This is a genomic window from Stenotrophomonas sp. Y-13 (assembly GCF_046267925.1).
In the GTDB taxonomy this organism is placed as follows: Bacteria; Pseudomonadota; Gammaproteobacteria; order Xanthomonadales; family Xanthomonadaceae; genus Stenotrophomonas; species Stenotrophomonas acidaminiphila_A.
The window spans coordinates 2,334,225-2,360,028 of the sequence record NZ_CP176501.1 but is presented as its reverse complement, the minus strand read 5'-3'; the positions used below and the strand labels follow the sequence as shown (position 1 = coordinate 2,360,028).

Genomic DNA, 25,804 nt, shown 5'->3' with positions numbered 1-25,804 from the left:
GGCGCGTTTGTCATTCGCTGCGGCTTGTGGTCTGTCGCGGCGCCCCCCCATCCGCGCTTGCGCGCGGATCGCCCCCCAACCTGGGGGGCTGGGGCTTGGCAACCGGCTTTTTCGCGAGTGCTTTCCTACCAGGAGCGTGTGAGCGCCGGCTCCGGCTTCGTGTTGCCCCCACACGCCCGGAGTGCGTTTGCGAACAGTGGATCAGCGATCCCGGTTTCATCCCCGCTCACACCGGATGGGCGATGATGCGGGCCGTTTTCTGTTGCCGCTCCCGGCCGGCTCCGCCAGACTGTGCCCATGACCCGATACCTGACCGCCCTCGTCCTTGCCGTGAGCCTGACCGGTTGCGGCTTCCACCTGCGCAACAGGCTCACCCTGCCGGAGGACACCCCGGCGGTAAAGGTCGAATCTAACGTGCGCTACAGCGAACTGGTCAAGCTGCTCGAGCGCGGGCTGCACGCCTCCGGTGCGGTCGTGGTCGGCGAGGACGCGCCCGGCAAGGGCGCGGCCCGGCTGCAGATCCGCTCCGAGCGCTGGGGCGACCTGCCCATCGCCATCGACGCCCAGGGCCGCACCCAGGAATACAGCATGCGCTACGCGGTGGTGTTCGTGTTCCAGCACCCCGACGGCAGCGTGCTGGTGCCCGAGCAGGTGATCGAACTGTCGCGCGACTATGTGTCCGAGCCGACCGACGCCACCGGTACCACCACCGAGCGCGAGATCCTCGCCGACGAACTGCGCCGTGAGATGTCCGCCTCGATCCTGCGGCGCATCGACAGCGTGGTGCGCGCGCAGATGGAAAAGCAGCGCGGCGCCGCTCCGGCCACCGGCAAGGACGGCTGAGCGATGCCGACGATGGCGGCTCCGGCGCGCGGGCGCTGAGCGATGGAACTGCGTCCCGAGCAGCTCGCCACCCAGGCCGGCACGCAGCCGCTGGCGCCGGTCTACCTGATCGCCGGGCCGGAACTGCTGCGCGTGCTGGAAGCGGCCGATGCGGTGCGCGCGCGGGCGCGCGCCGAAGGCATCGGCGAGCGCGAGGTGTTCGATGCCGACGGCCGTGACTTCGACTGGGGCCAGCTGGCATCCAGCTTCAACGCGCCGAGCCTGTTCAGTGCGCGCCGGCTGGTGGAGCTGCGCCTGCCCAGTGGCAAGCCGGGCAAGGAGGGCGCGGAGGTCATCAGCGAATTCTGCGCGCAGCCGCCGGCCGACGTGGTGCTGCTGATCACCGCCGGCGAGTGGAGCAAGTCGCACCAGGGCAAGTGGGCCGACGCGGTGGCGCGGGCCGGCGTGCTGTCGGTGGCGTGGGCGATCAAGCCGCATGAACTGGGCGACTGGATCGAGCGCCGCCTGCGTGCCCGCGGGTTGCGCGCCGAGCCGGCGGCGGTGCAGCGCCTGAGCGAACGCGTGGAGGGCAACCTGCTGGCGGCCGCGCAGGAAATCGACAAACTGGCGCTGCTGGCCGAAGGCCAGACGCTGGACGTGGCGAAGATGGAGTCGCTGGTCGCCGACGCCGCGCGCTACGACGTGTTCCGGCTGGTCGAGGCAGCATTCTCCGGGCAGCCTCAGGCGGTGCTGCGCATGCTCGCCGGGCTGCGCGCCGAGGGCGAGGCGGTGGCCGCGCTCACCCCGATCCTGATCCGCGAGCTGCTGCTCACGGCCGGGCTGGCGCGGGTCCAGGCCGCCGGCGGCAACCTGGCCGGCGAAATGAAGGCGCGCGGCATCTGGGAGTCGCGGCAGGCGCCGTTCAAGCGCGCGCTGCAGCGGCACCCGGCGGCGCAGCGCTGGGAGCGGTTCGTGGCCGAGGCCGGACAGGTCGACCGCATGGCCAAGGGGCGCGCCGAGGGTGATCCGTGGCTGGCGCTGGAACGCCTGCTGCTGGCGGTAGCCGAGGCGCAGGCGGTGCGCCTGCTGGCCCGCGGGACGCGCTGACCGTGATGGCCATGCCGGGACCAGGCCCGGACCGGTCCGGTGACGGCCTGCTGCTGCTCTACGGTGGCACCTTCGACCCGGTGCACAACGGCCACCTGGCCATTGCCCGCCGCGCCCGCGACGAACTGCAGGCCCCGGTGCGGCTGATGCCGGCCGCCGATCCACCGCACCGGCCGCCGCCCGGTGCCGATGCCGCGCAGCGCATGCGCATGCTGGAACTGGCGGTTGCCGGCGAGGACGGACTGTGCGTCGACACCCGCGAACTGCGCCGCGCCGCGCGCCAGCCCGGGGTACCGTCGTGGACCGTGGACACCCTGCGGGAACTGCGCGCCGAAACCGGCGCCACGGCTCCGGTCGCCCTGTTGATGGGCGCGGACAGCCTGCTGGGCCTGCCGACCTGGCATGAATGGGAGCACCTGCTGGAACTGGCGCATATCGTCGTCGCCGAGCGTCCCGGCAATGCGTTGGACGGGCAGCTGCCCGCCATGCTGGCCGCGCGCCTGCGCGATGCCTGGGCGGACGCTGCCGCATCGCTGCGCGCACGGCCGGCCGGGCGGGTGTGGCGCCTGCGCCAGCCGCTGCAGGCCGAATCGGCCACCGCCGTGCGCGGCCTGATCGCCGCTGGCGGCGCCTGGCGCGGGCTGGTGCCGCCCGCCGTCGCCGCCTACATCGCCGCCCACCGCCTGTATGGATGCGCCACGGCGTGAATGCCGGGCCGGTCCGGGTTCTCTATAATCGCCGCTTCAATTCATCGAGTTCTGCCGCTTTGACCACCGAAGCCCAAGTCATCAAGACCCAGTTGCCCAATCCGCCGCCGTCCGTTCCCGCCCTGCTGGCCTCCGTGCACGCGGCGCTGGAGGAGCTCAAGGCCAAGGACGCCGTGGAGATCGACGTCCGCGGCAAGTCCAGCGTGGCGGATTACCTGGTCATCGCTTCGGGCACGTCGACGCGCCACGTCAAGTCCATCGGTGACGAAGTGGTGCGCTTCGCCAAGGACCTCGGGGTGATGCCGCTGGGCGTTGAGGGCGAGCGCGAGGCCGAGTGGGTGCTGGTGGACCTGGGCGACGTGATCGTGCACGTGATGCTGCCGCGCGTGCGCGAGTTCTACGCGCTCGAGCGCCTGTGGACGGTGGGCGACCAGCCGCCGTCGTCCGCCGACGACGAGCAGCAGGCCGGCTGACCTGCCCGGCCACATGCCACGCGACGGCGCCGCAGGGCGCCGTCTTCGTTTCGACGCCGTGCCGGGAGCCGCGCCATGAAAGCCAGACTGATCGCCACCGGGGAACGCGCGCCATCGTGGGTGGCGCAGGGATTCGCCGAGTACCAGAAGCGCCTGTCGCACTGGTTGCCGCTGGAGCTGGTGGAGATCGAGCCGGGCCTGCGTGGCAAGGGGCGCGACCCCAGGCGCGCGATCGAGGACGAAGGCCGGCGGGTGCTGGCGGCGCTGCCGAAGAATCCATACGTGGTGGCGCTGGACGTGCCCGGGCGCCAGCTCAGTTCCGAGCAGCTCGCGCAGCGGCTGGAGCACTGGCGCGCACAGGGCCGCGACCTGGCGTTCCTGATCGGTGGCCCGGAAGGGCATTCGCCGGAGGTGTCGGCGAGCGCCGACGAGAAATGGTCGATCGGGCCGCTGACGCTGCCGCACATGCTGGTGCGGCTGGTGGTGGCCGAGCAGTTGTACCGCGCCGCGGCGATGCTCGCCAATCACCCCTACCATCGCGCCTGACATGCGTATAGAATGCGCGTCCCCGCCCGAATAGCTCAGCCGGTTAGAGCACTTGACTGTTAATCAGGGGGTCGTTGGTTCGAGTCCAACTTCGGGCGCCATAGATTCAAACACTTAGGGCCGCGCAAGCGGCCCTTTTTGCTGTCCCGGAAAAAATGCCTGTTGGCGCGCATCCAGAACCGACCCACTTTCCGTTGTGGTGCGCACGCAAAACTGACCCGCCTGCAGCCCGCATCCCGAGCTTTTCGGCTCAGGGGATCTCAGGAGTGATCAACATGGTCATGTTGGTCAAGATCCGGCAGATGTACTTCCGCGACGGCCTGCCGTGCCGGTCCGTCTCCATCAATACGGCTGGCTGACGTGGCATCAAGCCACTTGCTGACGGACTTCAGGCGAACGTGTCGGCTCGTCCGCTTCCGGGGCCTTGTTCATTGCCGCGAGCAAGGTGCGCCGAGCTTCGATGCTTGCGTCCGTTGCGGGTGGCATGCCGACACTGGCCATTGTTACCGGGTCAGCAGGCATCGGATTGAGTGGAGTCCCCGAGTTCGCCATCAGCAAGGCCAGGGACGACACGCGTTCGGGTCGTTTGGACGCAAGCCATCCGGAAACCGTCGCGCCAGCCGAGGCGCCGATGAGATGGGCTTTCCTGATCTTGGCATGATCCATCACCGCGATCACGTCCCCGGCCATGCCTTGGGCAGTGTGGGCAGTCGACGGCTTCTCACCCTTGCCAAGCTGCGCGAACAGGGCGGCCGAATCCACTGGCCCCTTCGCGTCGAGACGTGTCGAACATCCCACATCGCGTGTTTCCAGCTTCAGAACGCGATAGCCATGCTCAAGTAGTCATTGGGTCAAGGCCGTCGGCCAGTCTTCGGCATGTTCCCCGGCGCCGGGTACCAACACGACGACTTCTCCCTGTTTGGATTCTTCAGGCGTGTAGGCGATCTTGACCTCGCCATGAGCAGCCATGATCTTGCCGGCACAGATGGGATCTGGTTGCTGGGCAACGGTTTATCCTGAAAAAAGGCAGCAGGAGACTGCCAACGCCAGCGCACTGGCAAAGCAAGAACGATTCATGGTGATACTGCTTGGGAGCGGGGGTGGTGTGCTCGCCGCTGCGCCCAATAGCCCAGCAGTGCGAACACGATGGTGATGACCGTGAATGCCCAAGGGGCGGCAGAGAACGAGGTCGCGAGAACCAGACCCAGGTTGCTCAGCCAGCTTTCTCCGTGGATGGCCCGGGGAATCAGCAAGGTCAGATTGACGAGGAACAACGCAGCCAGCGTGATCAGGATGACCATAAAGTACGCAGGCGCGAGCATGCCCGGGATCACGTGGGGGTAGTCGGCATAGCGTGCGGCCACGACAGGCGGCGGACCGAACTGACGTAGACGCTGCTCGATCTTGGTCTCCTCGCACTCATCGCCGATGATCTCTTCAATATCTTCTCGGACCCTCTGAAGTACACGCGAACGCTGATTTGGCAGCATCCAACAACCCACGTGCTTCAAATATCTGTCAACGGCGTTCATGGCTGTTCTCCATTGAGCAAGGCCAAACTTCCAGAAAGCGCATGCCATTGGCCAAGCATTTTGCGATGTGCGGACTTTCCTGCATTTGACAACCTATAGAATCGTTTCAGGCGCGAGTCTTCTGGTCTTCGCTCACTGCTCAGGAATCCCTGTGCCTCCAGGCGACGCAACATCGGATAGAGCGCGCCTTCTTCAATAGGGAGCTCGGCTTCCGCCAACCAGACCCGGAGGTCGGCACCACAATATTCACGACTCTGCAGTGCACTCAACACAGCCAGCACCAGAGTGCCGCGGCGTAACTCCTGGATCAGGTTGGCTTCTTCGGCATGGCCGGTCATGTGGAACTCCTTTTCACATAGTGTCGCACACTGTGTATCGCACAGTCAATGTGTCAATCTCTTGGTTGACCTGCTTCTGGAGGCCAACCTCGCGCTCCAACTGCGGTGACGCCAGGGATTCGACGCCTGCGGTCAGCAAGGGCCAGAGGGCAACCGCATGGCTTTCACCGAGCGGAACGTCACCATGTCTGCAATCACGAAGGCCACGACTATCGTCCAGGCCGGCGATACGTCAGGCACCCTCATTCAAGCGCGCGCCGCACTTGAGCAGGGCCGCAAGCTGTTCATCCTCGAAAGCTGCTACCGAACTCGTCGATCACTTGGTCCTACATGTACGAGAAAGAGGGCGCGCACCGAGTTAAGAATTTCGACGAGATTCGAAAAGTACTTGGACGTGCTGAACAAGTTATCGAAGGATGATCGGTTGATGGTCGGCGACCACTACCATCCAAACAAACACGACGAAGTCTGGTACTGCGCCGAGTCCACCCCCGGCGAATCAGCTTGTCCGTAACACCAGGCGCGACGTCGTCTACCGCACTGATCCGCCATCGGGGGCATGGCACTGCAGAGTTTTGGACATCGGTCGCGTTGGCTTCGTTCTGTCGCAACGCATTGATGCAAATGCTGCCGCCACGTGCGTTCTTGCTGCACCCTCGGTCGTCAAGCCAGATGCGATCTGCGATAGCCACAATCTCGACATGCTCAGCAGCTTCAGGCGTTGCGTTGTCCTTCCGCACCAATGACCACTGGCATCAGGTGCCAGCGGCGTTGGCGCGCGGTTCGCGCCCAGTGTTTCTTCTGCAACCCATACAACGTGAGCGCGTGGTCTTGAGCCGCGCTGCAGATGCGGTCGAGTGCATCGTCCGGGCCGAACGCACATGCTTGCTCCCGATCGATCATCGCCACCAACCACGCATGGGTGAGTGGCATCGCCACGTGGCACACCCGTTGGTCGCTGATCGAACGCGTGGTTGCCGCTGCGATGGTTTCCTCGAGATGCTCGGTGTCGGCCGTGCCACGCTCGGTGAGCATGCGGTTGACCGAGAGCCGGTAGGAGGCGGCATCTGCGCCTGATCTCTGCAAGCACGCGAGCCGTTGCTGCGAACGCCTCTTTCCATGAACCATCGAGGCCGCCAGGTTACGGCTGATCGCATGATCGAGGGTGCGCCGGATGTTCTGGCAACGACGGGCCAGTGCCTTCAGCTCTATGCATCCAGAATACGGTGGACACGTAACTTTGCATTTCGACGAAGGTGCCAGCACGCTGCTGACAGCAACACCGAGAATCAAGTGCTCTTGGCGCAGGACTTCTGCCGGAAACAAGGAAGTAGGCGCCCAGCAGAATCTGAAACTTCCAACTTCGGGCGCCAGATTCGAAGGCCTGCATCGCAAGATGCAGGCCTTTTTCGTTGCGCGCGCGCTGCCGGCTGGAAATGCACAGGCCCGGGCATGCCCGGGCCTGTGCAGCCGGCGATCCGTGGCCGGTCAGTTGAACGTGTACTTCGCGCCCAGCGTGTAGTAACGGCCGATGGCGCCGCTGTAGTGCAGCGGGTTGTAGTTGACCGCGCCATAGGTCAGCGGATCGAGCGGGGCGATGCGGTCGGTCAGGTTCTGCACCGAGCCGAACACCTCGAACGCATCGGTGACGCGCCAGCGCCCGGACAGGTCGATGCTGTAGAACGACGGCAGCTTGCAGCCGTCCGGGGCATCGCTGCCGTCGGTGAAGTGGTTGGCGCAGCTGTCGCCCTTGAACGCGACGTTGTCGAGGCTGCCGATGTAGTTGGCGATGGCGCTGACGCTGAAGCGGTCCATGTCCCAGGTCAGGCCGAGGTTGAGGCGGTCCTTGGGCGTGCCGATGCAGTTGGTCACGTCGCAGTTGCCGTGGGTGCCGGCGTACTCGTACACCGCGCCGGCGCCGTCATCGCGCTTGAACGAGTTGATCCGAGTCCACTGCAGGTCCGCCACCAGCTTGCCGTAGTCGCCCAGCGGCACGCGCTGGCGGATGTCGAAGTCGAAACCACGCACCGTGGTCTGCGCCGAGTTGATGTAGTCCACGCTCACCGCCAGCAGGCTGCCGCTGTTGGGGATGCCCGGCAGGTCGTTGTCCGAGCGCACGCCGCGGCCGGCGGCCAGGGCCTGGTCGGTATCGCCCTGGTTGATCTCGTTGGTGCGCTTGATCTGCCAGGCATCGAAGGTCAGCGTGGTGGTCGAGGTCGGGTCCAGCACCAGGCCGGCGGTGTAGCTCTTGGACTTCTCCGGCTTCAGGTTGGGGTTGGCCGAGGTGATGATCGCCAGGTTGACCGCGCAGTCCGCCGCGGTGGCGCCGGGCGCCGGGGTGCCGCCGGGGCAGCGCACCGGGTCGCGTGCGGTGCTGAACGCCGCCAGCCCGCCATCGCCCGCTTCGGCCGCGCCCGGGGCGCGGAAGCCCTCGGCGTAGGTGGCGCGCAGCGCGATCCATTCGGCCGGGGTCCACTTCACGCCGAGCTTGGGCGTGCTCGCGGTGTCGCCACCCTGGTACTTGTCCACGCGGAAGGCGCCGGAAAGTTCCAGCGACGGCAGCACCGGCGCCACCATTTCCACGTAGCCGACGGTTACTTTCTGGGTGCCCTTGTAGGCCGAATAGCCCAGGCCGATGATGTCGCCGATATCGGTGTAGGTCTGCGGATCGAGCTGCGCCTTCTGCCGCCGGTACTCGGCGCCGAAAGCCAGCCCCAGCGGGCCGCCGCGCAGCTCGGTGAGGGTGCGCGACGCCTTGAAGTCGATCATGTCCAGGCTGGTGTTGGCGTTGGCATGGATCGTGGGCGAAATGTAGTCGTACAGGGCCTGCGAGTTGAGCCCGGCGTTGGCCCCCAGGCGCCACCAGCCGACCGGGCTGTTCGGGTCGGACAGCGCGGTGCGCACGTGGCTGTAGCGCAGGAAGCCGGTGCGCTCGTTGACCAGCTGCGTGGCCGAGTGCAGGTAGGCGGTGTCGATGTCCCAGTCGCCCACGGTGCCCTTCATGCCGACCAGGAAGCGGGTGAACTCGTTGGTGTTGCGGGTCACGCGCGGGCCCACGTCGAACGCGGCGTAGCGCAGCCGCGCGTTGGCGCCCAGCGGGTTGTCCGGGTGCGCGGCGCCGAGCACGGTGGCGCCGGCGCCGCTGCTGGCGTTGACCGGCCCGCCCGGATAGCCCCAGGAACCGGAGACGCCGCTGGGCGTGTTGTAGAACTCGGTTTTCTTCTTCGAGTAGCCGAACTCGCCGTACAGCTCGAAGTTGTCCGACAGCGCGAACGTACCGCGCGCGAACAGGTTGCCGAACTCCTCGCTCGGGCTCAGGCTGCGGAAGTCCTGGGTTTCCCACAGGCAGCCGCCACCGGGGTCGGCCGGGGTGATGCTGGAGAATTGTGCGCAGCCCGGCAGCGACTGGTACAGCCCGGTCAACGGATCGCGGATGCTGCCCGCCGGGGAATTGCCGGCCACGGTGCCGCCGGCGGTGATGGCGCCGTTGAGCGGGAAGTTCTGGCCGCCGGCGACGCGGTCGTAGCCGTAGGGGCTGAGGTCGCCGTTGCCGATCCACTTGCGGTTGCGGCGGTCGGAGATGCGGATGCCGTCGGTCTTGCTGACGTCGAGGCTGATGAAGGCGTTGAAGCCGTCCTCGGCGAGGCTGCCGATGCCCGCGGTCAGCGAACCGCGGCGGGCATTGCCGTCGCTGTCGCCGGACATGCCATAGGACGCCTTGGCGATGGCGCCGGTGAAGTCGTTGCGCAGGATGATGTTGACCACGCCGGCGATGGCGTCCGAGCCATAGATGGCCGAGGCGCCGTCCTTCAGCACCTCCACCCGCTCGACCGCGTCCATCGGGATCACGCTGAGGTCGGTGAACACCTTCTGGCCATCGTCGGCCAGGCCGTAGGGCGCCATGCGGCGGCCATTGAGCAGCACCAGGGTCGAGGCCGCGCCGAGGCCGCGCAGCGAGATGCCGGAGCCGCCGCCGGCGAAGCCGGTGCCGAAGCTCTTGGGGATGGAGCCGGCGCCGTCGCTGGTCAGGGTCTGCAGGTACTCGCCGATGGTGGCCTTGCCGGTGCGGTCGATCTCCTGGCGGGTGATCACCTGCACCGGCGAAGCGGTCTCGGTGGTGACCCGCGGGATGTTGGAACCGGTGACGGTGATGCGGTCGAGGTTGGTGGGCTTCTCATTCGCAGCGCTCTGCGCGAGTGCGGCCGGGGCGGCGACGGCCAGCGTGGCCGGGACCAGCAACAGGCGCGCGAGGCTGGTGGCAATGCCGGCGCAGAGACGGTTCGGGCGGCAGGCGGGCTGCCGATGGGTCGGATGTTTCACAGTCTTCTCTCCAAGGGAACTGCGGCAGGCGACCGCCGGACCGGCGGCCAGGGACATCGACGGCCGCGAATCTATGTTTTCCCCAGGTGAGGTGATCGTGAAAAATGGATTAATACGCGCGCCTTCACGCCGGTGCCCGCCGGGAAGCGCGGCGGGGCGCTTCCCGGCGGTCCGGGGACGGGCTCAATTCAGCTTGAAATCCACCGGCACCAGGCCATAGGCCTGCACCGGCCGGCCGTTGTCGATGGCCGGCTGGAACTTCCACTGCCGCAGTACCTGGGTGCGCGCGGCGTTGTCCAGGCTGCGGTTGCCGCTGCTGCGCTCCACGCGCACTTCCAGCGGCGAGCCGTCGACGTCGACCAGCACGCGCAGGATCACCGTGCCCTGCGCGCCGACGCGCAGCGCGTCACGCGGGTAGGTCGGGGCCGGCGCATGCAGGTAGCGCAGCTGCACGCCCGCCAGTGGCGCTGGCGGGGCGACCGAATCGGCCACCGCGGCGGTATCGGTCGGCGCGACGGCCGCGGCCGGTGGCGCGATGACCGCCTCGGTGGCGAAGACCGGCATCGGCGCGTCCTCCACCGGGGCCGGCAGGGCGTGGCGGGTCGGCGGCGGGGTGTGGCTGACTACCGGGACTTCCGTCGGCGGTGGCACTGGCACCACCGGGACGATCTCCGGCAATTGCCAGCGTGGCTCCTGGCGGACGGCATCGTTGCGGATGGGGGCCTGCGACAGCGGAATCAGCAGCAGCCCCGCCGCCAGCGCATGCAGCGCGATGGCCGTGCTGTAGGCGAGGATGCGGGAGGTGTCGAAACGGATCGGGGAAGTGCCGGAATGCGTGCGGACCATGTACCACCTCCATGCAGGGGCGTGTGCCGGATACAACGCTCGGTGGCGCGGGACGGGGTTGCATCGGTCCGGCCCGCGTGGACCCAGTGCGCCCGCAAATCCACGATCCGGCAAGCGGGGGCGGGTTTTCCGGTCAGCCAGCAGACAGCAAAACGGCGCCCGCAGGCGCCGTTTTCCGGAAGGCCGGGTGCCCCTGGGTTCAGCGGCCCAGTTCGAACACCACGTCCAGGTTGACCGACAGCGTGGTCTCGCCCGGGGCCACCGCGGTATCCATTTCGGCCTTGCCGGCACGCGCCATCGCCATCATCGGCATCGGCGGGCGGAAGCCGCCACTGCTGCCTTCGGAGATGCTGACGATGCGGCGCACGCGCAGGCCCAGCGACTTGGCGTAGGTCTCGGCGCGGGCCTGGGCCTTCTTCAGCGCGGCCAGGCGGGCCTCGTCATAGACCGGCTCGGGCTGGTCGATCTCGAAGCTGGGGCCGTTGATCTGGTTGGCGCCCTGCGCGGCCAGGCTGTCGAGCACCTTGCCCAGCTTGGTGATGTCGCGCACTTTCAGGCTGACGGTGTTGCTGGCCTGGTAGCCGGTGATCTTCGGCGCCTCGTTGTCGGCGTAGCGGTACTGCGGGTTGAGGTTGACGCCGCTGGTCTGGATGTCGCGCTCGGCGATGCCGGCGGCCCTGATCGCGGCCATCACCTTGTCCATCTGCACCGCGTTCTCGCGCATGGCGGTATTGCCGTCGGCGGCCTGGGTGACCACGCCGGCCGACAGCGTGGCCACGTCGGGGACGCGCCGGGCTTCGGCCTGGGCGGAGATGTTCAGCAGGGTCGCGTCGCTGGCCACGACGGCCGGGGCGTTCTGGGCGTGGGCGGTCATCGGGGCTCCCGAAGCGAAAGACAGGGCGAGCAGCAGCGGGGCGAGGGTGGAATGGCGCATGTGGATCCTCCTTGGACGGATGCGAGGGTGGTGCGGTGGTGATGAACGGGCGGTGAGGCCACGCGGGGTCGGGGCCGCGGCGGGGGTGTTGCCGGTCGTTCAGGGGGCGACCGTCCCAGCGTAGGTGCTAACGCCCCGCCATGGCGAGCATGGTCATGCGCCGCCGATGACAGGCGCGGCCGCAACGGGCGCAGGTTATGCTTCGCCGATGCTCTATCTTGCTTCCCGCTCCCCCCGTCGCAACGAACTGCTCGCGCGGCTGGACATCCCGTTCCGCGCGCTCGACCTGGAGGTCCCGGAATGCCGGGGCGCCGACGAATCGCCGCTGGCCTATGTGCGCCGGGTCGCCATGGACAAGGCGCGCGCCGGGCTGGCGCAGGTCGACGACGACCCGCAGCCGGTGGTACTCGGTTCCGACACCGAAGTGGTGCTGGGCGACCGCGTCTACGGCAAGCCCGTCGATGCCGCCGACGCCGCGGCGATGCTGCGCTCGCTGGCCGGGCGCACCCACCGGGTGATCACCGCGGTGGCCCTGGCGGCGCCCACCCGCGAGGCACAGGTGGTGGTCGAATCGGAGGTGACGTTCGCGGCGATGGCCGAGGACGAGATCGCCGCCTATGTCGCCAGTGGCGAGCCGATGGGCAAGGCCGGCGCCTATGCCATACAGGGGGGCGCCGAACGCTGGATCAGCCGGCTGGCGGGGAGCTATTCGGGCGTGATGGGGCTGCCGCTGCAGCAGACCGCCGCGCTGCTGCGCGGGTTTGGCGTGACCGGGAAGGATTGAACCGATGTCCGAGGAAATACTGGTGAACGTCACCCCGCGCGAGACCCGGGTGGCGGTGATCGAGAACGGCATGCTGCAGGAGCTGCACATCGAGCGTGGCTGGCGCCGCGGCGTGGTCGGCAACATCTACAAGGGCCGGGTGCAGCGGGTGATGCCGGGCATGCAGGCGGCATTCGTCGAGGTCGGGCTGGAGCGCGCCGCGTTCCTGCATGCCAACGACGTGGTGCGGCCGGCCCCGGTGGCCGCCGACACCGAGGAAACCGCGCCCAGCCTGCCGCTGCCGTCCTCGGTGCCGATCGTCGAGCTGCTGCGCGACGGCCAGGACGTGGTGGTGCAGGTGGTCAAGGACCCGATCGGCAGCAAGGGCGCGCGCCTGACCACCCAGGTCAGCATTCCCTCGCGCTACCTCGTGCTGCTGCCGCAGTCGAAGATGGTTGGGGTGTCGGCGCGGATCGAGGACGAGGCCGAGCGTGCGCGGCTCAAGGCGCTGGTCACCGAGATATCCGCCCAGCACGGCGGCTATGGCTACATCGTGCGCACCAACGCCGAAGGCCAGCCGGCCGAGGCGCTGGCCGAGGACATCTCCTACCTGTCGCGGGTGTGGAACGTGGTCGAGCGCCGCGGCCGCGAGGCGCCGCCGCGCAGCATCATCTACGAGGACCTGAGCCTGCCGCTGCGCTCGGTGCGCGACCTGATCCGCAAGGACGTGGAAAAGGTGAAGGTGGACTCGAAGGAAACCTTCGGCCAGCTGCAGGCGTTCGTCGCCAAGTACATGCCGGTGCTGGCCGAGAAGCTGGAGCTGTACACCGGTGATCGCCCGATCTTCGACCTGTACGGGGTGGAGGACGAGATCGGACGCGCGCTGGACAAGCAGGTGCCGCTCAAGTCCGGCGGTTACCTGGTCATCGACCAGACCGAGGCGATGACCACCATCGACGTCAACACCGGCTCCTTCCTCGGCCAGCGCAACCTGGAGGAGACGGTGTTCCGCACCAACCTGGAGGCGGCGCAGTCGGTGGCGCGGCAGCTGCGGCTGCGCAACCTGGGCGGCATCATCATCATCGACTTCATCGACATGGTCGATCCGGAGCACCGCCGCCAGGTCCTGCGCACGCTGGAGAAATCGCTGGCGCGCGACCATGCCAAGACCACCGTCTACGACTTCTCGCCGCTGGGGCTGGTGGAGATGACCCGCAAGCGCACGGTCGAGAGCCTGGAGCGGCAGCTGTCCGAACCGTGCCCGGAATGCGGCGGGCGCGGCAGCATCAAGACCACCGAGACGGTCACCTACGAGATCTTCCGCGAGATCACCCGCGCCGTGCGCCAGTTCGACGCCGCGCGGCTGCTGGTGATCGCCTCGACCAAGGTGGTGGCGCGCATCACCGACGAGGAATCGGCGGCGGTGGCCGAGCTGGAGGAATTCCTGGGCAAGAGCATCCGCTTCCAGGCCGACGACCAGTACCTGCAGGAACAGTTCGACGTGGTCCTGCTGTGAGCGGGGGCCGGCGCCGCGGCGGAACGGGCCGCGTTCATTGCCCGTGTGGCAATGTGGCCCGCTGCGTGCCGCAGGTGACCGCCCCGGCTGCCTGCTGACCCCTGGCCCCTGATCCCCGGCCCCGAACCCGATGCCCGTGCTGTCGCGCTACCGTCTCCGCCACCTGCGCCGCCATGCGATCTATGCGCTGGCCGTGCTGCTGGTGGTCGTGGCCGTGCTGGTGGGCAGCCTCAACCAGTTGCTGCCGCTGGTGGAGCGGCACCCGGACAAGGTCGCGGCCTGGCTGAGCGCGCGCGCCGGCCAGCCGGTGGCGTTCGACCACCTGGACACCGCCTGGACCCGCCGCGGCCCGCTGTTGCGGCTCGATGGCCTGCGCATCGGCCAGGGCGAAGGCGTGCGCATCGGCCAGGCCGAGGTGCTGGTATCGCTGTATTCCGGGCTGCTGCCCGGCGCGCCGTTGACCGAACTGCGCCTGCGCGGGCTGGCGCTGACCCTGCAGCGGGCCGACGATGGCCGCTGGTCGGTGCGCGGCCTGCCCACTGCCGCCGCCGCCGGCGATCCGATGGAAACCGTGCGCCGGCTGGGCGAGCTGCAGGTGATCGGCGGCCGCCTGCGGCTCGACGCGCCGTCGCTCGGGCTGGACACCGAACTGCCGCGCATCGACCTGCGCCTGCGCGTGGACGGCGACCGCATCCGCGCGGGTGCGCGGGCCTGGATCGCCCACGATGCCGCGCCGGTGACCGCGGTGGTCGATTTCCAGCGCCAGCGTGGCGATGGCACCGCCTGGATCGCGGCGGCGCCTGCCGACCTGTCGGCCTGGCGCGCGCTGCTGCACGTCGGTGGCCTGGACGTGCGCCGCGGCACCGGCACGATCCGCACCTGGGTGGCGCTGAACGACCACCGCGTGGCGTCGGTCATCGCCGATGCCACGCTGGAGCGGCTGGAACTGGCCGGCGCGCCCTTCGCCGCCGGCGGCAAGCCACCGGTCGCCGGCTTCGACAGCCTGCGGCTGCGCGCGCGCTGGCGCCAGGACGGTGACCGCTGGTACGTGGATGCGCCGCAGTTGCGGGTGGCCACCGGCACGGCCGGCAGCCAGGTGCTCGACGGCCTGCACCTGGGCGGCGGGCGCGAATTCGCGCTGCGCGGGCGGCGCATCGACGCGACGCCATTGCTGCGCGTGGCCGCGCTCAGCGACGCCGTGGAACCGGGACTGCGCCACTGGCTGTACCGCGCCGCGCCGGTGCTGCGCTTCGCCGACGTGGATATCGCCGGGCAGGCGGGCGGGGCCATGCACGGCGCCGGCGAGCTGGAGGAAGCCGCGTTCGCGGCGGTCGCGGGCAGCCCGGGGCTGAGCGGCCTGCGCGGGCGCTTCGAGGGTGATGGCCAGGCGGTGGCGCTGCGGCTGCAGCCGGCGCATCCGCTGCGCTTCGACTGGCCGACCGGGTTCGGGGTCGTCCACACCCTGAAGCTGGACGGCCAGGCAGTGGTCTGGCGCGAAGGCGCCGGCTGGCACGTCGCCACGCCGGCCATGCGCGTGCAGGGCAACGACTACGCGGCCAACGTGCGCGGCGGCCTGTGGTTCCAGGGCGACGGCACGCGGCCGTGGATCAGCCTGGCCGCGCAGCTGGACGACGTGCCGATCACCGCGGCCAAGGGGTTCTGGGTGCGCTCGCACATGAGCCAGGCCGCGGTGGACTGGCTGGACGGCGCGCTGGTCGACGGGCAGCTGCGCGGTGGCGTCGGCCTGGCCGTGGGCGACCTCGACGACTGGCCGTTCGATGGCAATGATGGCCGCTTCGAGGCCGGCGGCCGCATCGACAACGGCACCCTGCGCTTCTCGCACGGCTGGCCGGCGATGAGCGGCGTGGATGCCGATATCACCTTCATCGCCAATGGCTTCGCGCTGCAGGGCAAGGGCAGTCTCGGCGGGGTCAAGGTCGATGCCTTCCGTGCCGGCATCGCCGATTTCCACGAATCGCGCCTGAAAGTGGACGCGCGCACGCTCGACGACAGCGGGCACCTGCTGGCACTGCTGCGGCAGAGCCCGCTGCAGGGCAGCTACGGCGAAACCCTGGATGCGCTCAGTGCCAACGGCCCGGCCGCGGTCGATTTCGGCCTGTCGCTGCCGCTGCGCGGCGGCGAGGGCCAGGTCAGCGGTACCGTGGAGCTGCGCGGCGCGACCCTGGCCGACCGCCGCTGGGACCTGCGTTTCGACAACGTGCGCGGCAAGGCCGAGTACGCCAGTGACGGCTTCCGCGCGACCGCGCTGCAGGTCAGGCACCGCGAGCACGACGGCGTGCTGTCGCTCAGCGCCGGCAGCCCGGTGGGCGATCCCGGCAATGCGTTCGAGGCCGAGCTGACGTCTTCGCTGGCCGCCAGCGATCTGCTGGACCGCGCGCCGGAGCTGAAATGGCTGCAGCCCTACGTGCACGGCACCTCGCGCTGGACCATCGGCGTGGCCCTGCCCAAGGCAGCGGCCGGCAGCCGTGTCGCGCCGCCGACCACGCTCAGCCTGCGCTCGGACCTGCAGGGCACGCGGCTGCAGTTGCCGGCGCCGCTGGACAAGCCGGCCGCCGACACCCTGCCGACCCGGGTCACCGCCAGCCTGCCGCTGGGCAGCGGCACCACCGAAGTCGCCTTCGGCCGGCGCCTGGCGCTGGCCGCGCGCACGCACAACGGCCGTACCGGCGTACAGGTGACCCTGGGCAGCGACCGGGTCAGCCGCGAGCCGCCGGCCGACGGCCTGGTGGTGGACGGGCGCACGCCGTCGCTGGACGCGCTGGAATGGATCGGCCTGGCGCGCGGGCAGGGCGGCGCGGGCGGCGCCGATGCCGACGGCGTGGCGCTGAAGCAGGTGGACGTGCTGGCCGACCAGTTGCTGCTGGTCGGCGGCCGCTTCGAGCAGACCCGGCTGCGCCTGCGCCCGGGCAAGGACGCGGTGGCGGTGCAGCTGGAAGGGCCGTCGCTGGCCGGCGACCTGTCGTTCCCCGCGGCCGAGGGCGGCACCGTCAGCGGTACCCTGGCGCGGGTGCACTGGCAGGCGGCCACGGCCGTGGCCGGCGAGGCCGGCGACCGTCCCGCGGACCCGGTGGACCCGGCCAGGGTGCCGCCGCTGGCGCTGGACATCGGCGACCTGTCCTTCGGCAAGGCCGAACTGGGACAGACCACGCTGCGCACCCGCCCGCTGGCCGACGGCCTGCAGGTGTCGCAACTGCAGTTCCGCTCGCCGAAGCAGGCCATCGACGTGACCGGGCAATGGCGCGGCACCGGCGCCCAGGCGCGGACCCGGTTCGAGGCGGCCGTGCGCAGCGAGAACCTGGGCGGGCTGCTGGACAACCTCGGCTATGGCGGGCAGTTGCGCGGTGGCCAGGGACAGTTGCAGTTCAACGCCGGCTGGGATGGCGCGCCGGCCGCGTTCAACCTGGCCGGGCTGGAAGGCACCCTGGACATCGATATCCGCAACGGCCAGATCCTGGAGGTCGAACCGGGGGCGGGACGGGTGCTGGGCCTGCTCAGCGTCGCCCAGCTGCCGCGCCGGCTGCTGCTGGATTTCCGCGACTTCTTCTCCAAGGGCCTGGCGTTCAACCATGCCGAGGGCCGCGTCGCGTTCGGCGACGGCCTGGCCCGCACCGACCGCATCGGCATGCAGGGGCCGGCGGCGGACATCACCATCCGCGGCCAGGCCGACCTGCGCGCGCAGCGGTTCGACCAGACCGTCGAGGTCAACCCGCGCTCGGGCAACCTGCTCACCGTGGTCGGCGCGGTCGCCGGCGGCCCGGTGGGCGCGGCGGTCGGAGCGGCCGCCAATGCGGTGCTGGGCAAGCCACTGGGCGAGATCGGCGCCAGGACCTATCGTGTCACCGGTCCGTGGTCCGACCCGAAGGTGGAAGTGGTCGACCGCGACGCCCCGCGCCTGCCGCCGCCGGCGCAGCAACCGGCCGGCGCCGGTAGCCCCTGACCGACGCTGCCGCAGGCTTGCGAACCCGTGGCCTGCCCCCCATCTGGAAAGCCATGACCGACAACGCCCTGATGCTCGCCGAATCCCGCCTGCTGCTGCCGGCCGGGCTGGATGCCACCCGCCTCGACCGCACCTTCGGCACCCTGCTGGGCCCGGGGGTGGATTTCGGCGACCTGTATTTCCAGCACTCGCGGCGCGAAAGCTGGAGCGTGGAGGACGGCATCGTCAAGGACGGCGCCCATTCGATCGAGCAGGGCGTGGGCGTGCGCGCCATTGCCGGCGAGAAGACCGGTTTCGCCTATTCCGACGACATCCAGCCGGCGGCGCTGCTGGCCGCCGCGCAGTCGGCACGCGCGATCTCGCGCGACGGCGGCAGCTGCGACGCGCGCGCACTGGCACACGGCCAGGCCCGCGCGCCGGCCACCCGGCCGCTGTACCCGGCGCTGGATCCGGTGGACAGCCTCGGCAACGAGGCCAAGGTCGAGGTGCTCAAGCGCCTGGACCGTTACCTGCGTGCGGCCGACCCGCGCGTGCAGCAGGTGATGGTGAGCCTGTCCGGCGGCGTCGATACCGTGCTGATCGCGCGCAGCGATGGCGTGCTCGGCGCCGACGTGCGCCCGCTGGTGCGCTTGAACGTGCAGGTGATCGTCGAACAGGACGGCCGCCGCGAGTCCGGCTATGCCGGTGGCGGTGGCCGCCATGGCTACCAGGAACTGTTCGCCGATGGCCGCCCCGAGGCCTTCGCCCGCGAAGCGCTGCGGCAGGCGCTGGTCAACCTGGAGGCGATCCCGGCGCCGGCCGGGGTGATGCCGGTGGTGCTGGGGCCGGGCTGGCCGGGCGTGCTGCTGCACGAGGCGGTCGGCCACGGCCTGGAAGGCGACTTCAACCGCAAGGGCACCAGCGTGTACGCCGGCCGCATCGGCGAGCGCGTCGCCGCCCCGGGCGTGACCATCGTCGACGACGGCACCCTGGAAGGCCGCCGCGGCTCGCTCACCATCGACGACGAAGGCACCCCGACCCGGTGCACGACGCTGATCGAGGACGGCATCCTGGTCGGCTACATGCAGGACACGCTCAATGCGCGCCTGATGGGCGTGGCGCCCACCGGCAACGGCCGCCGCGAATCGTTCGCGCACCTGACCATGCCGCGCATGACCAACACCTACATGCGCGCCGGCAGCCACGACCCGCAGGAAATGATCCGCTCGGTGAAGAAGGGCCTGTACGCGGTCAACTTCGGTGGCGGCCAGGTCGACATCACCAGCGGCAAGTACGTGTTCTCGGCGACCGAGGCCTACCTGATCGAGGACGGCCGGATCACCGCCCCGGTCAAGGGCGCGACATTGATCGGCAATGGCCCGGAAACCATGCAGAAGGTGCGCATGGTCGGCAACGACCTGGCGCTGGACGAAGGCGTGGGCATCTGCGGCAAGGACGGCCAGAGCGTGCCGGTCGGCGTCGGCCAGCCGTCGCTGCTGATCGACGGGCTCACCGTGGGTGGCACCCAGGCCTGAGCCGTGGCGTGGTGGCTACCGCGCCGCCCTAGCCGTTGTACATGTAGATCACCCGTTGCCGCGCCGGGTCGATGACGATCACCCCGCTGCGGCCGATGGCGTAGTAGCTGCCGGGGGTGGAGGTGGCCTGCTGCACCGCGCCCCAGACCCGGGCGTCGACGCTGATGCAGAAGCCGCCCTCGTCCCGCGCGCAATGGCGGGTGACATGGCGGCGCGCGTCTTCGTCGAGCGGCGTCTCATGCCACGGTCCGTAGCGGCCGCGGGTACGCGGGTCGTCGAGGCGCAGCGGCATGTCCGGCAACCCGCGCAGGTAGCCGATGCCGTGCTGCCGCAGCGCCTGCGCCGCACGCGGTGGCAGCGGGAAGACGCGGATGCCGGTCTCGTTGTCGCCGGGCAGGGCGAGCAGCGGCAGGCCCCAGCGCTGTTCCTTGCGGTAGGCGATGTCGTGCACGTCCAGCTGCCAGGGCACCACGGCCAGATAGGCGCTGCGCAGCTTGAGCTGGACGCCGGCGGCCAGCGCCAGCGGCGGCAGCAGCAGCGCGCAGGCCAGCGCCAGCGCGAAGGTGCGCCGCGAGCAGCGGCGGTGGATGGCCGACAGGCCGGCAATGGCGACCCCGGTGGTGCCCAGCAGCGCGGCCGTGCCCAGGCACAGCCCGCCGAGCACGCTGCCGTAGAACCCCGCCAGCGCGGACCGCAGCAGCAGCCCGAGGCCGGCCAGCAGCATCGCCGCCAGCAGTATGGCCAGGGCCCATTCGCGGCGCATGTCAGGCGGTCGGCTGGTCCGTGTCGTCGGCTTCGTCCGCGTCCGGCTCGGCATCGGCGCCGGCCAGGGCCGGCAGCATCAGCTCGCGCAGCGCCTGGTAGATCTCGCGGTACGCGCGCGGCGGCTTGTTGCGGGCCTTCTCCGCCAGCGCATTGCGGACCAGGGTGCGCAGGGCCTGGCGGTCGGCATCCGGGTACTCGTCCAGCAGCTCGGCCAGGGCGGCGTCGCCCTCGGCCAGCAGCCGCTCGCGCCAGCGCTCGATGCGGTGCATCAGCGCCACCGCGCGCTTGGAGGTCTCGCTGTTGGCTTCCATCGCGTCGCGGATGGCGTCCAGGGTGGCGTCGTCCTCGCGGCGCATCTGCTTGGCCAGGAACGCCAGCTGGCGCTTGCGCGCGCCATGCGAGGTGATGCGCTTGCTGTACTCGATGTGCTCCAGCAGGTCGGCGGGGATCGGCAGGCGCGCCAGCTGCGCCGCCGTCAGTTCCACCAGCTTCTCGCCCAGCGCCAGTACTTCCAGCGCCTCGCGCCGGTTCTGGCTGCGGCTCTCGCTGAAAAATTCGCCGGTCTCTTCGTCGCGTCCGCGCATTGCCTTGTTACTCGATTAAAGTTGATCCGTTGTGCCCCTCTGCCACCGGGGAGAGGGGGGAGGGCATGGGCAAAGTCCCGCGATGCCGGGTGGCATGGGGCCTGGCCCGTACCCGCATCCGGCGCTTCACGCCACCTTCCCCGGCCGGGGAAGGAAACGGCCGGCTCCGGCCTGATTCGTTGAAAGGATAAAGCATTGAACACCATCACCACCGGAACCTTCGCCGCCGACGACAGCCTGCAGCGGCTCGAACACCTGGCCGGCATCTCGCAGCGGCTGCTGGACAAGGCCCGCGCGCTGGGTGCCAGCCAGGCCGAGGTCAGCTGCAGCGAGGACCGCGGGCTGGACGTGAATGTCCGCCTGGGCGAAGTGGAAACGGTCGAGTCCACCCACGACCGCGGCATCGCCGTCACCGTGTATTTCGGCCAGCGCAAGGGCAGCGCCAGCACCGCCGACCTGCAGGACGGCAGCCTGGAGGCAACCGTGGCCCAGGCCTGCGCCATCGCCCGCCACACCGAAGACGATGCGGCCGCGGGCCTGGCCGACGCGGCGCTGATGGCGCGCGACTTCCCCGATCTGGACACCTGGCACCCGTGGGCGCTGGACGCGCATGACGCGGTGGAACTGGCCCTGGCCTGCGAAGCGGCCGGGCGTGGCGCCGATCCGCGCATCGCCAATTCCGACGGCGCCTCGGTGGCCACCGCGCAGAGCCTGTCGGTCTACGCCAACTCGCATGGCTTCATCGGCCGCGAACGCAGCAGCCACCATTCCATCGGCTGTGCGCTGATCGCCGGGCAGGGCGACGGCATGCAGCGCGACGGCTGGTACAGCAGCGCCATCGCCCGTGCCGACCTGCAGGACCCGGAGGCCATCGGCCGCCGCGCGGCCGAGCGCACCCTGGCACGGCTGCAGCCGCGCTCGCTGGCGACCGGGCAGGTGCCGGTGCTGTTCGCCGCGGAAGTGGCGCGCTCGCTGATCGGCCACCTGTTGTCGGCCGTTTCCGGCGGCGCGCTGTACCGGCGCGCCAGCTTCCTGCTCCACAGTGCCGGGACGCGGTTGTTCCCGGAGTGGTTCGCCATCGACGAGCGGCCGCGGCTGCGCCGCGGCCTGCGCTCGAGCGCGTTCGACGGCGAGGGCGTGGCCACGCGCGATTCGGCGCTGGTCAGCGGCGGCGTGCTGCAGCGTTACATCCTGGGCAGCTATTCGGCGCGCCGGCTGGGCCTGCAGACCACGGCCAACGCCGGCGGCGTGCACAACCTGGCGGTCGCGGCCAATGCCGGCGACCTGCGCTCCATGCTCTCGGGTATGGGCAGCGGCCTGCTGGTCACCGAGCTGATGGGCCAGGGGGTCAACGGCGTGACCGGCGACTACTCGCGCGGCGCCAGCGGTTTCTGGATCGAGAACGGCCAGATCGCCTGGCCGGTCGATGGCATCACCATCGCAGGCAATCTGAAACAGATGTTCGCCAGCATCGAGGCGGTGGGCAATGACGTCGACCCGCGTTCACATATCTCGACAGGATCGATCCTAGTCGGGACAATGACGGTCGCGGGCGACGAGTGACGTAATTCTTCGGCTGCCGCCGCTGCGGGGCACTCCGGGGGACCGCGGATGACAGCACCCCACACATTCCACAGACCAAGGTAAAGGGAAACACCATGAGCGATTACGAGAACACCGCGGCCAACGGCGTCAGTGCCGAAGAAAAGCAATGGGGCATGTTTGCGCACCTGGCCGCACTGGCCGGCATCGTCATCCCCCTGGGCAATCTGCTGGGACCGCTGATCGTGTGGCTGGTCAAGAAGGACACGATGCCGTTCGTGGCCGACCAGGGCAAGGAAGCGCTGAATTTCAACATCACCGTGTTCATCGCCGCGTTCGTCTCGGGCATCCTGACGCTGGTGCTGATCGGCTTCCTGCTGCTGATCGTCGTGGGTATCGCGTGGCTGGTGCTGACCATCATGGCAGCGCTCGCCGCGAACAAGGGCGAAGCCTACCGTTACCCGTTCACCCTGCGCCTGATCAAGTAATCCGGCGGCAGCAAGCAGTAGCGAAAAGGCCCGGGATTCCCGGGCCTTTTCCGTTGCGGGGTGCATGTGGCCGGACGCTTGCGGCGCGTGCCCGCTGGGGCCTCAATGCGAGCGCCGGATCGCCAGCTCGGCCAGCGCCGACAGTGCGTCGGCACGTGCACCGAACGGTGCCAGCGCGTCATGCATGTCGACCGCCAGCGCTTCCAGCCGTGCCTTGGTGCCGTCCATGCCCAGCAGTGCCGGGAAGGTGGACTTGTCCTGCGCCGCGTCCTTGCCGGCGGTCTTGCCCAGCTGCTCGGAGCTGGCCTCGACGTCGAGGATGTCGTCGCGTACCTGGAAGGCCAGGCCCAGCGCGTCGGCGAAGCCGTCCAGCCGCGCCAGCTCGGCATCGCTGGCGCCACCGCACAGTGCGCCCATGCGCACCGCGGCGCGGATCAGTGCGCCGGTCTTGAGCGCGTGCATGCGTTCCAGGCCGGACAATGGCTGCCGGCGGCCGGTGGCGTCGATGTCCAGCGCCTGCCCACCGCACATGCCGGCCGCGCCGGACGCGGTGGCCAGGGTGCGCAGGCAGGCCACCGCCAGCGCCGGTGGCAGCGGAGCGTCGGCAAGCAGCTCGAAGGCGCGGGTCTGCAGCGCATCGCCGGCCAGGATCGCGGTGGCCTCGTCGAACGCGACGTGGGTGGTGGGACGGCCACGGCGCAGCGCGTCGTCGTCCATCGCCGGCAGGTCGTCGTGCACCAGCGAATAGGCATGGATCAGCTCGACCGCGCTGGCCGGTGCGTCGAGCAGCGCCGGGTCGGCGGCGAACAGGTGGCCGGCGGCGCGCACCAGCAGCGGCCGCATGCGCTTGCCGCCGCCCAGCACGGCGTAGCGCATGGCCTGGTGCAGGCGCTGCGGCGCGGCGTCGGGGTCGGGCAGGGCGGCGTGCAGGTGCTGTTCGGTACGTTCGATCCAGCCGGCGAACAGGGCCTCAGTCGACATCGCCGGCCTGTTCGAACGGTTCGGATTTCTCCGGCTGCGCCGGATCGGTGAGCAGGCGCACGCGCAGTTCCGCCTGCTCCAGCGCCTGCTGGCACTGGCGGTACAGGCCGACACCGCGCTCGTAGGCGGCCAGCGACTGTTCCAGGCTCAACTCGCCGGTTTCCATCTTCTGCACCAGCTGCTCCAGCTCTTCCAGCGACTGCTCGAAGTGGGCGACCGGCGAGGTCTCGTTGGGGGACTTCTTGGGCATGGGGGAAGTGTGAGCGGCGGGCGCTGACGGGTCAATTCGCGCTGCCCGGGGGCTGCCAGCGCAGCTGCGCGCCGCGGGACTGCAGCCAGTCCCGCAACGGTGCGGCGACGATGCCGTCGCCGGCGGCGAGCACCTGCGTGCCGTCGCACAGCAGCGGCAGCTGCGGGCGCAGCCACGGCGGGATGTCCGACGCCTGCAGGCGGTGCTTGAGCAGGTGCGAATGGGCGCGGCCGGGCAGGCGGATGCGCTCGCCGCCCCGGCGCTGGCGTACCTGCAGCGGCGCGTCGAAGCCGGGCGCGCCATGCAGCGCCAGTACCCCGCCATCGGGCAGCGGCAGCGGTGCGCGGCCGTCCCAATCGGCCTGCCAGCCGTCGGGCCAGGGCGGGTACACGGCGGCGACCTGCAGGCGGTCGCGCCAGCGCACGATGCGCGCCTGCTGCCAGCGGAACTCCGCCTGCCGGTCATGGCCGGCGCCGAGCAGGTCGTGCTGGATGCGGGCCACGCCATGGCCCGGCAGCGGTGGCAGGCCGCATTGCCGCGCCCACAGGCGCAGCACGCGGGCGCAGGCGGGCGCCGGCAGCGCCGCCAGCGCGGCGACCGACAGCGCGTGGCCGTCATCGCCATCACGGCAGGCGTGCAGCCATCGTTCGTCCTGCGCCTGCAGCAGGGTCGTGGCTTCGCCGGCGAGCGCGGCGCTGCGCGCGAACACGGCGGCCGCGTCGGGCCAGCGCGTGGCCAGCAGCGGCATCACCGCGTTGCGAAGGAAGTTGCGGTCGAAGGCGTCCTCGCCGTTGCTGGGGTCGTCGATCCACGGCAGGCCGTGCTGGCGCGCATGCGCTTCCAGTGCGGCACGCGGAACGCGCAATAGCGGCCGCCACAGCTGGCCGGCGCCGAACTCGCGGTATTCGCGCATCGCCGCCAGTCCCTCCACCCCCGAGCCGCGCAGGGCGCGCAGCAGGAAGGTCTCGGCCTGGTCGTCGCGGTGGTGCGCCAGCGCCAGCCGTTCGCCCGCCTGCAGCAGGCCGGCGAACGCCGCGTGGCGGGCGCGGCGCGCGGCGGCTTCCAGGCCTTCGCCGGCCGCCACGTCCACCTGCACGCGCACCACCTGCAGCGGCACCTGCCATTGATCGCAGACGCGCTGGCAGTGTGCGGCCCAGGCGTCGGCGGCGGGCTGCAGCCCGTGGTGCACGTGCACGGCGCGCAGGCCAAGCGCGCGCGCCGCCGGGGCGTGCGCCAGCAGGTGCAGCAGCACGGTCGAGTCCAGCCCGCCGCTGAAACCGACCAGCACGGGCGTGGTGAGGTCCGGCAGCGGTGGCAGGGAGGATTCCATCGGCGCCATTGTAGGAGGCGCACCGATGAGGGGGCGCAGGTCCATCCCGCTGCCATGCACGTCGGGCGACGGGCGCGCGGGCGGGCGCCGTCCGCTACGGCGAATCGGGCAGCGCGTTGCCCTGCCGGTGGATGCGCAAGCGGGTGCCGCCGACGATGTCCGTGCGGCCGCCGGCGTCTGCCGCGCCTTCGCGGCAGCCGTCGCAGACCTCGACGCTGCCGTTCCGGAAGGGGAAGCCCCCGTCGAAACGCGCGGCGAAGGCCAGCTGTAGGCGGGTGTCGTAGTAGCCGATCCGGCCGTCCACGCGCGCGCGGACCACGCCTTGGGCGAAGTAGTCCGGGCCGTTGTCGCAGGTGATGACCGGCAGGTGGGTGCCGTCGCGGCGCACGTAATAGCCCTGGCTGCCGGCCTGCAGCGCGGCCAGTCCGTTTTCGTCCAAGCGCAGCCGCGCCCGTGCGCCGGCACTGGGCGCGAGCGCGCCCGGCGCC

25 protein-coding genes and 1 tRNA gene are annotated in these 25,804 nt (G+C 70.1%); 13 read left to right on the top strand and 13 right to left on the bottom strand.

Translation table 11 applies throughout. The features are described 5' to 3' along the window. Positions 1 to 297: 297 nt before the first annotated feature. The 6 genes from lptE to ACJ7VY_RS10725 all read left to right on the top strand — a co-directional run bounded on the left by lptE (position 298) and on the right by ACJ7VY_RS10725 (position 3,756). Complete coding sequence (gene lptE, locus ACJ7VY_RS10750) at positions 298 to 843, top strand: LPS assembly lipoprotein LptE (protein WP_409475597.1); 546 nt, start codon at positions 298 to 300, stop codon at positions 841 to 843. A gap of 42 nt (positions 844 to 885) precedes the next feature. Next, positions 886 to 1,929 (top strand): DNA polymerase III subunit delta, encoded by a 1,044-nt coding sequence (gene holA, locus ACJ7VY_RS10745; protein WP_104939143.1) that lies wholly within the window; start codon positions 886 to 888, stop codon positions 1,927 to 1,929. Positions 1,930 to 1,940: 11 nt separating this feature from the next. Continuing rightward, positions 1,941 to 2,636: a nicotinate-nucleotide adenylyltransferase gene (nadD, locus tag ACJ7VY_RS10740; RefSeq protein WP_312346364.1), complete on the top strand. Its 696-nt coding sequence runs from the start codon at positions 1,941 to 1,943 to the stop codon at positions 2,634 to 2,636. Positions 2,637 to 2,695: 59 nt separating this feature from the next. Continuing rightward, positions 2,696 to 3,109, top strand: coding sequence for a ribosome silencing factor (gene rsfS / locus ACJ7VY_RS10735; RefSeq protein ID WP_161613581.1), 414 nt, complete (start codon positions 2,696 to 2,698; stop codon positions 3,107 to 3,109). Positions 3,110 to 3,184: 75 nt separating this feature from the next. Continuing rightward, positions 3,185 to 3,655: a 23S rRNA (pseudouridine(1915)-N(3))-methyltransferase RlmH gene (gene rlmH / locus ACJ7VY_RS10730; RefSeq protein WP_104939140.1), complete on the top strand. Its 471-nt coding sequence runs from the start codon at positions 3,185 to 3,187 to the stop codon at positions 3,653 to 3,655. Between the two features lie 24 nt (positions 3,656 to 3,679). Next, positions 3,680 to 3,756: transfer RNA gene (locus ACJ7VY_RS10725), tRNA-Asn, on the top strand. Between the two features lie 265 nt (positions 3,757 to 4,021). Here ACJ7VY_RS10725 and ACJ7VY_RS10720 read toward each other — a convergent pair. The 3 genes from ACJ7VY_RS10720 to ACJ7VY_RS10710 all read right to left on the bottom strand — a co-directional run bounded on the left by ACJ7VY_RS10720 (position 4,022) and on the right by ACJ7VY_RS10710 (position 5,525). Beyond that, entirely contained in the window at positions 4,022 to 4,453 is a 432-nt protein-coding gene (locus ACJ7VY_RS10720) for an alpha/beta fold hydrolase (RefSeq protein WP_409475596.1), read from the bottom strand. A 275-nt stretch (positions 4,454 to 4,728) separates the two neighbouring features. Further along, positions 4,729 to 5,187, bottom strand: a complete 459-nt coding sequence (locus ACJ7VY_RS10715) for a hypothetical protein (RefSeq protein WP_409475595.1) — start codon at positions 5,185 to 5,187, stop codon at positions 4,729 to 4,731. Beyond that, positions 5,184 to 5,525 (bottom strand): PadR family transcriptional regulator, encoded by a 342-nt coding sequence (locus ACJ7VY_RS10710; RefSeq protein WP_161613584.1) that lies wholly within the window; start codon positions 5,523 to 5,525, stop codon positions 5,184 to 5,186. Before ACJ7VY_RS10710 ends, ACJ7VY_RS10715 begins: the two co-directional genes overlap by 4 nt. Positions 5,526 to 5,682: 157 nt before the next feature. On the opposite strand from ACJ7VY_RS10710, the gene ACJ7VY_RS10705 reads away from it, so the two are divergent. Continuing rightward, entirely contained in the window at positions 5,683 to 6,039 is a 357-nt protein-coding gene (locus ACJ7VY_RS10705) for a DNA-processing protein DprA (protein WP_313247906.1), read from the top strand. Between the two features lie 200 nt (positions 6,040 to 6,239). Here the strand turns inward: ACJ7VY_RS10705 and ACJ7VY_RS10700 are convergent, their stop codons facing one another. From ACJ7VY_RS10700 to ACJ7VY_RS10685, 4 genes are all read right to left on the bottom strand, one after another. Next, positions 6,240 to 6,560, bottom strand: coding sequence for a hypothetical protein (locus tag ACJ7VY_RS10700; protein ID WP_313253452.1), 321 nt, complete (start codon positions 6,558 to 6,560; stop codon positions 6,240 to 6,242). Between the two features lie 453 nt (positions 6,561 to 7,013). After that, a complete protein-coding gene (locus tag ACJ7VY_RS10695; RefSeq protein WP_313253450.1) occupies positions 7,014 to 9,845 on the bottom strand; it encodes a TonB-dependent receptor in 2,832 nt (943 codons plus the stop codon). A gap of 183 nt (positions 9,846 to 10,028) precedes the next feature. Continuing rightward, positions 10,029 to 10,691 carry an energy transducer TonB gene (locus ACJ7VY_RS10690; RefSeq protein WP_313247908.1) on the bottom strand — a complete coding sequence of 221 codons (663 nt, stop codon included), beginning with the start codon at positions 10,689 to 10,691 and terminating at the stop codon, positions 10,029 to 10,031. 199 nt (positions 10,692 to 10,890) lie between these two features. Beyond that, positions 10,891 to 11,625: an SIMPL domain-containing protein gene (locus tag ACJ7VY_RS10685; protein WP_161613589.1), complete on the bottom strand. Its 735-nt coding sequence runs from the start codon at positions 11,623 to 11,625 to the stop codon at positions 10,891 to 10,893. 208 nt (positions 11,626 to 11,833) lie between these two features. Here ACJ7VY_RS10685 and ACJ7VY_RS10680 point away from each other — a divergent pair, with 208 nt between their 5' ends. The 4 genes from ACJ7VY_RS10680 (at position 11,834) to tldD (ending at position 19,376) form a co-directional block, all read left to right on the top strand. Continuing rightward, on the top strand, positions 11,834 to 12,409 hold the full coding sequence (locus ACJ7VY_RS10680; protein ID WP_313247909.1) for a Maf family nucleotide pyrophosphatase: 576 nt from the start codon (positions 11,834 to 11,836) through the stop codon (positions 12,407 to 12,409). 4 nt (positions 12,410 to 12,413) lie between these two features. Beyond that, complete coding sequence (gene rng / locus ACJ7VY_RS10675) at positions 12,414 to 13,904, top strand: ribonuclease G (protein ID WP_161613591.1); 1,491 nt, start codon at positions 12,414 to 12,416, stop codon at positions 13,902 to 13,904. 130 nt (positions 13,905 to 14,034) lie between these two features. After that, positions 14,035 to 17,862, top strand: a complete 3,828-nt coding sequence (locus ACJ7VY_RS10670; protein WP_313253446.1) for a YhdP family protein — start codon at positions 14,035 to 14,037, stop codon at positions 17,860 to 17,862. Between the two features lie 53 nt (positions 17,863 to 17,915). Then, positions 17,916 to 19,376: a metalloprotease TldD gene (gene tldD, locus ACJ7VY_RS10665; RefSeq protein ID WP_161613593.1), complete on the top strand. Its 1,461-nt coding sequence runs from the start codon at positions 17,916 to 17,918 to the stop codon at positions 19,374 to 19,376. Between the two features lie 28 nt (positions 19,377 to 19,404). Here the strand turns inward: tldD and ACJ7VY_RS10660 are convergent, their stop codons facing one another. Beyond that, the gene (locus tag ACJ7VY_RS10660) at positions 19,405 to 20,139 is read right to left on the bottom strand and encodes a hypothetical protein (RefSeq protein ID WP_409475594.1); all 735 of its coding nucleotides are present in this window, start codon (positions 20,137 to 20,139) and stop codon (positions 19,405 to 19,407) included. A gap of 1 nt (position 20,140) precedes the next feature. Continuing rightward, the gene (yjgA, locus tag ACJ7VY_RS10655) at positions 20,141 to 20,725 is read right to left on the bottom strand and encodes a ribosome biogenesis factor YjgA (RefSeq protein ID WP_409475593.1); all 585 of its coding nucleotides are present in this window, start codon (positions 20,723 to 20,725) and stop codon (positions 20,141 to 20,143) included. A 195-nt stretch (positions 20,726 to 20,920) separates the two neighbouring features. Between yjgA and pmbA the strand changes: the two genes are divergently transcribed. Together pmbA and ACJ7VY_RS10645 are read left to right on the top strand one after the other, a co-directional pair. Then, on the top strand, positions 20,921 to 22,288 hold the full coding sequence (pmbA, locus tag ACJ7VY_RS10650; RefSeq protein WP_409475592.1) for a metalloprotease PmbA: 1,368 nt from the start codon (positions 20,921 to 20,923) through the stop codon (positions 22,286 to 22,288). Positions 22,289 to 22,383: 95 nt separating this feature from the next. Further along, positions 22,384 to 22,755: a DUF4870 domain-containing protein gene (locus ACJ7VY_RS10645; RefSeq protein ID WP_272953921.1), complete on the top strand. Its 372-nt coding sequence runs from the start codon at positions 22,384 to 22,386 to the stop codon at positions 22,753 to 22,755. A gap of 102 nt (positions 22,756 to 22,857) precedes the next feature. On the opposite strand, the gene ACJ7VY_RS10640 is transcribed toward ACJ7VY_RS10645, so the two are convergent. The 4 genes from ACJ7VY_RS10640 to ACJ7VY_RS10625 form a co-directional block, all read right to left on the bottom strand. Then, positions 22,858 to 23,736 carry a polyprenyl synthetase family protein gene (locus tag ACJ7VY_RS10640; RefSeq protein ID WP_409475591.1) on the bottom strand — a complete coding sequence of 293 codons (879 nt, stop codon included), beginning with the start codon at positions 23,734 to 23,736 and terminating at the stop codon, positions 22,858 to 22,860. Next, positions 23,726 to 23,986, bottom strand: a complete 261-nt coding sequence (locus ACJ7VY_RS10635) for an exodeoxyribonuclease VII small subunit (protein WP_182334768.1) — start codon at positions 23,984 to 23,986, stop codon at positions 23,726 to 23,728. The genes ACJ7VY_RS10640 and ACJ7VY_RS10635 overlap by 11 nt, the downstream gene beginning before the upstream one ends. 31 nt (positions 23,987 to 24,017) lie before the next feature. Next, positions 24,018 to 25,316: a tRNA lysidine(34) synthetase TilS gene (gene tilS / locus ACJ7VY_RS10630; RefSeq protein ID WP_409475590.1), complete on the bottom strand. Its 1,299-nt coding sequence runs from the start codon at positions 25,314 to 25,316 to the stop codon at positions 24,018 to 24,020. A 94-nt stretch (positions 25,317 to 25,410) separates the two neighbouring features. Next, entirely contained in the window at positions 25,411 to 25,755 is a 345-nt protein-coding gene (locus ACJ7VY_RS10625; RefSeq protein ID WP_409475589.1) for a WG repeat-containing protein, read from the bottom strand. Between the last annotated feature and the right edge of the window lie 49 nt (positions 25,756 to 25,804).

Coding starts and splice junctions, on each gene's coding strand:
- lptE (WP_409475597.1), top strand. CDS start 298: ATGACCCGATACCTGACCGCCCTCGTCCTTGCCGTGAGCCTGACCGGT.
- holA (WP_104939143.1), top strand. CDS start 886: ATGGAACTGCGTCCCGAGCAGCTCGCCACCCAGGCCGGCACGCAGCCG.
- nadD (WP_312346364.1), top strand. CDS start 1,941: ATGCCGGGACCAGGCCCGGACCGGTCCGGTGACGGCCTGCTGCTGCTC.
- rlmH (WP_104939140.1), top strand. CDS start 3,185: ATGAAAGCCAGACTGATCGCCACCGGGGAACGCGCGCCATCGTGGGTG.
- ACJ7VY_RS10715 (WP_409475595.1), bottom strand. CDS start 5,187: ATGAACGCCGTTGACAGATATTTGAAGCACGTGGGTTGTTGGATGCTG.
- ACJ7VY_RS10710 (WP_161613584.1), bottom strand. CDS start 5,525: ATGACCGGCCATGCCGAAGAAGCCAACCTGATCCAGGAGTTACGCCGC.
- ACJ7VY_RS10705 (WP_313247906.1), top strand. CDS start 5,683: ATGGCTTTCACCGAGCGGAACGTCACCATGTCTGCAATCACGAAGGCC.
- ACJ7VY_RS10700 (WP_313253452.1), bottom strand. CDS start 6,560: ATGCTCACCGAGCGTGGCACGGCCGACACCGAGCATCTCGAGGAAACC.
- ACJ7VY_RS10690 (WP_313247908.1), bottom strand. CDS start 10,691: ATGGTCCGCACGCATTCCGGCACTTCCCCGATCCGTTTCGACACCTCC.
- ACJ7VY_RS10685 (WP_161613589.1), bottom strand. CDS start 11,625: ATGCGCCATTCCACCCTCGCCCCGCTGCTGCTCGCCCTGTCTTTCGCT.
- ACJ7VY_RS10680 (WP_313247909.1), top strand. CDS start 11,834: ATGCTCTATCTTGCTTCCCGCTCCCCCCGTCGCAACGAACTGCTCGCG.
- rng (WP_161613591.1), top strand. CDS start 12,414: ATGTCCGAGGAAATACTGGTGAACGTCACCCCGCGCGAGACCCGGGTG.
- ACJ7VY_RS10670 (WP_313253446.1), top strand. CDS start 14,035: ATGCCCGTGCTGTCGCGCTACCGTCTCCGCCACCTGCGCCGCCATGCG.
- tldD (WP_161613593.1), top strand. CDS start 17,916: ATGACCGACAACGCCCTGATGCTCGCCGAATCCCGCCTGCTGCTGCCG.
- ACJ7VY_RS10660 (WP_409475594.1), bottom strand. CDS start 20,139: ATGCGCCGCGAATGGGCCCTGGCCATACTGCTGGCGGCGATGCTGCTG.
- yjgA (WP_409475593.1), bottom strand. CDS start 20,725: ATGCGCGGACGCGACGAAGAGACCGGCGAATTTTTCAGCGAGAGCCGC.
- ACJ7VY_RS10645 (WP_272953921.1), top strand. CDS start 22,384: ATGAGCGATTACGAGAACACCGCGGCCAACGGCGTCAGTGCCGAAGAA.
- ACJ7VY_RS10640 (WP_409475591.1), bottom strand. CDS start 23,736: ATGTCGACTGAGGCCCTGTTCGCCGGCTGGATCGAACGTACCGAACAG.
- ACJ7VY_RS10635 (WP_182334768.1), bottom strand. CDS start 23,986: ATGCCCAAGAAGTCCCCCAACGAGACCTCGCCGGTCGCCCACTTCGAG.
- tilS (WP_409475590.1), bottom strand. CDS start 25,316: ATGGAATCCTCCCTGCCACCGCTGCCGGACCTCACCACGCCCGTGCTG.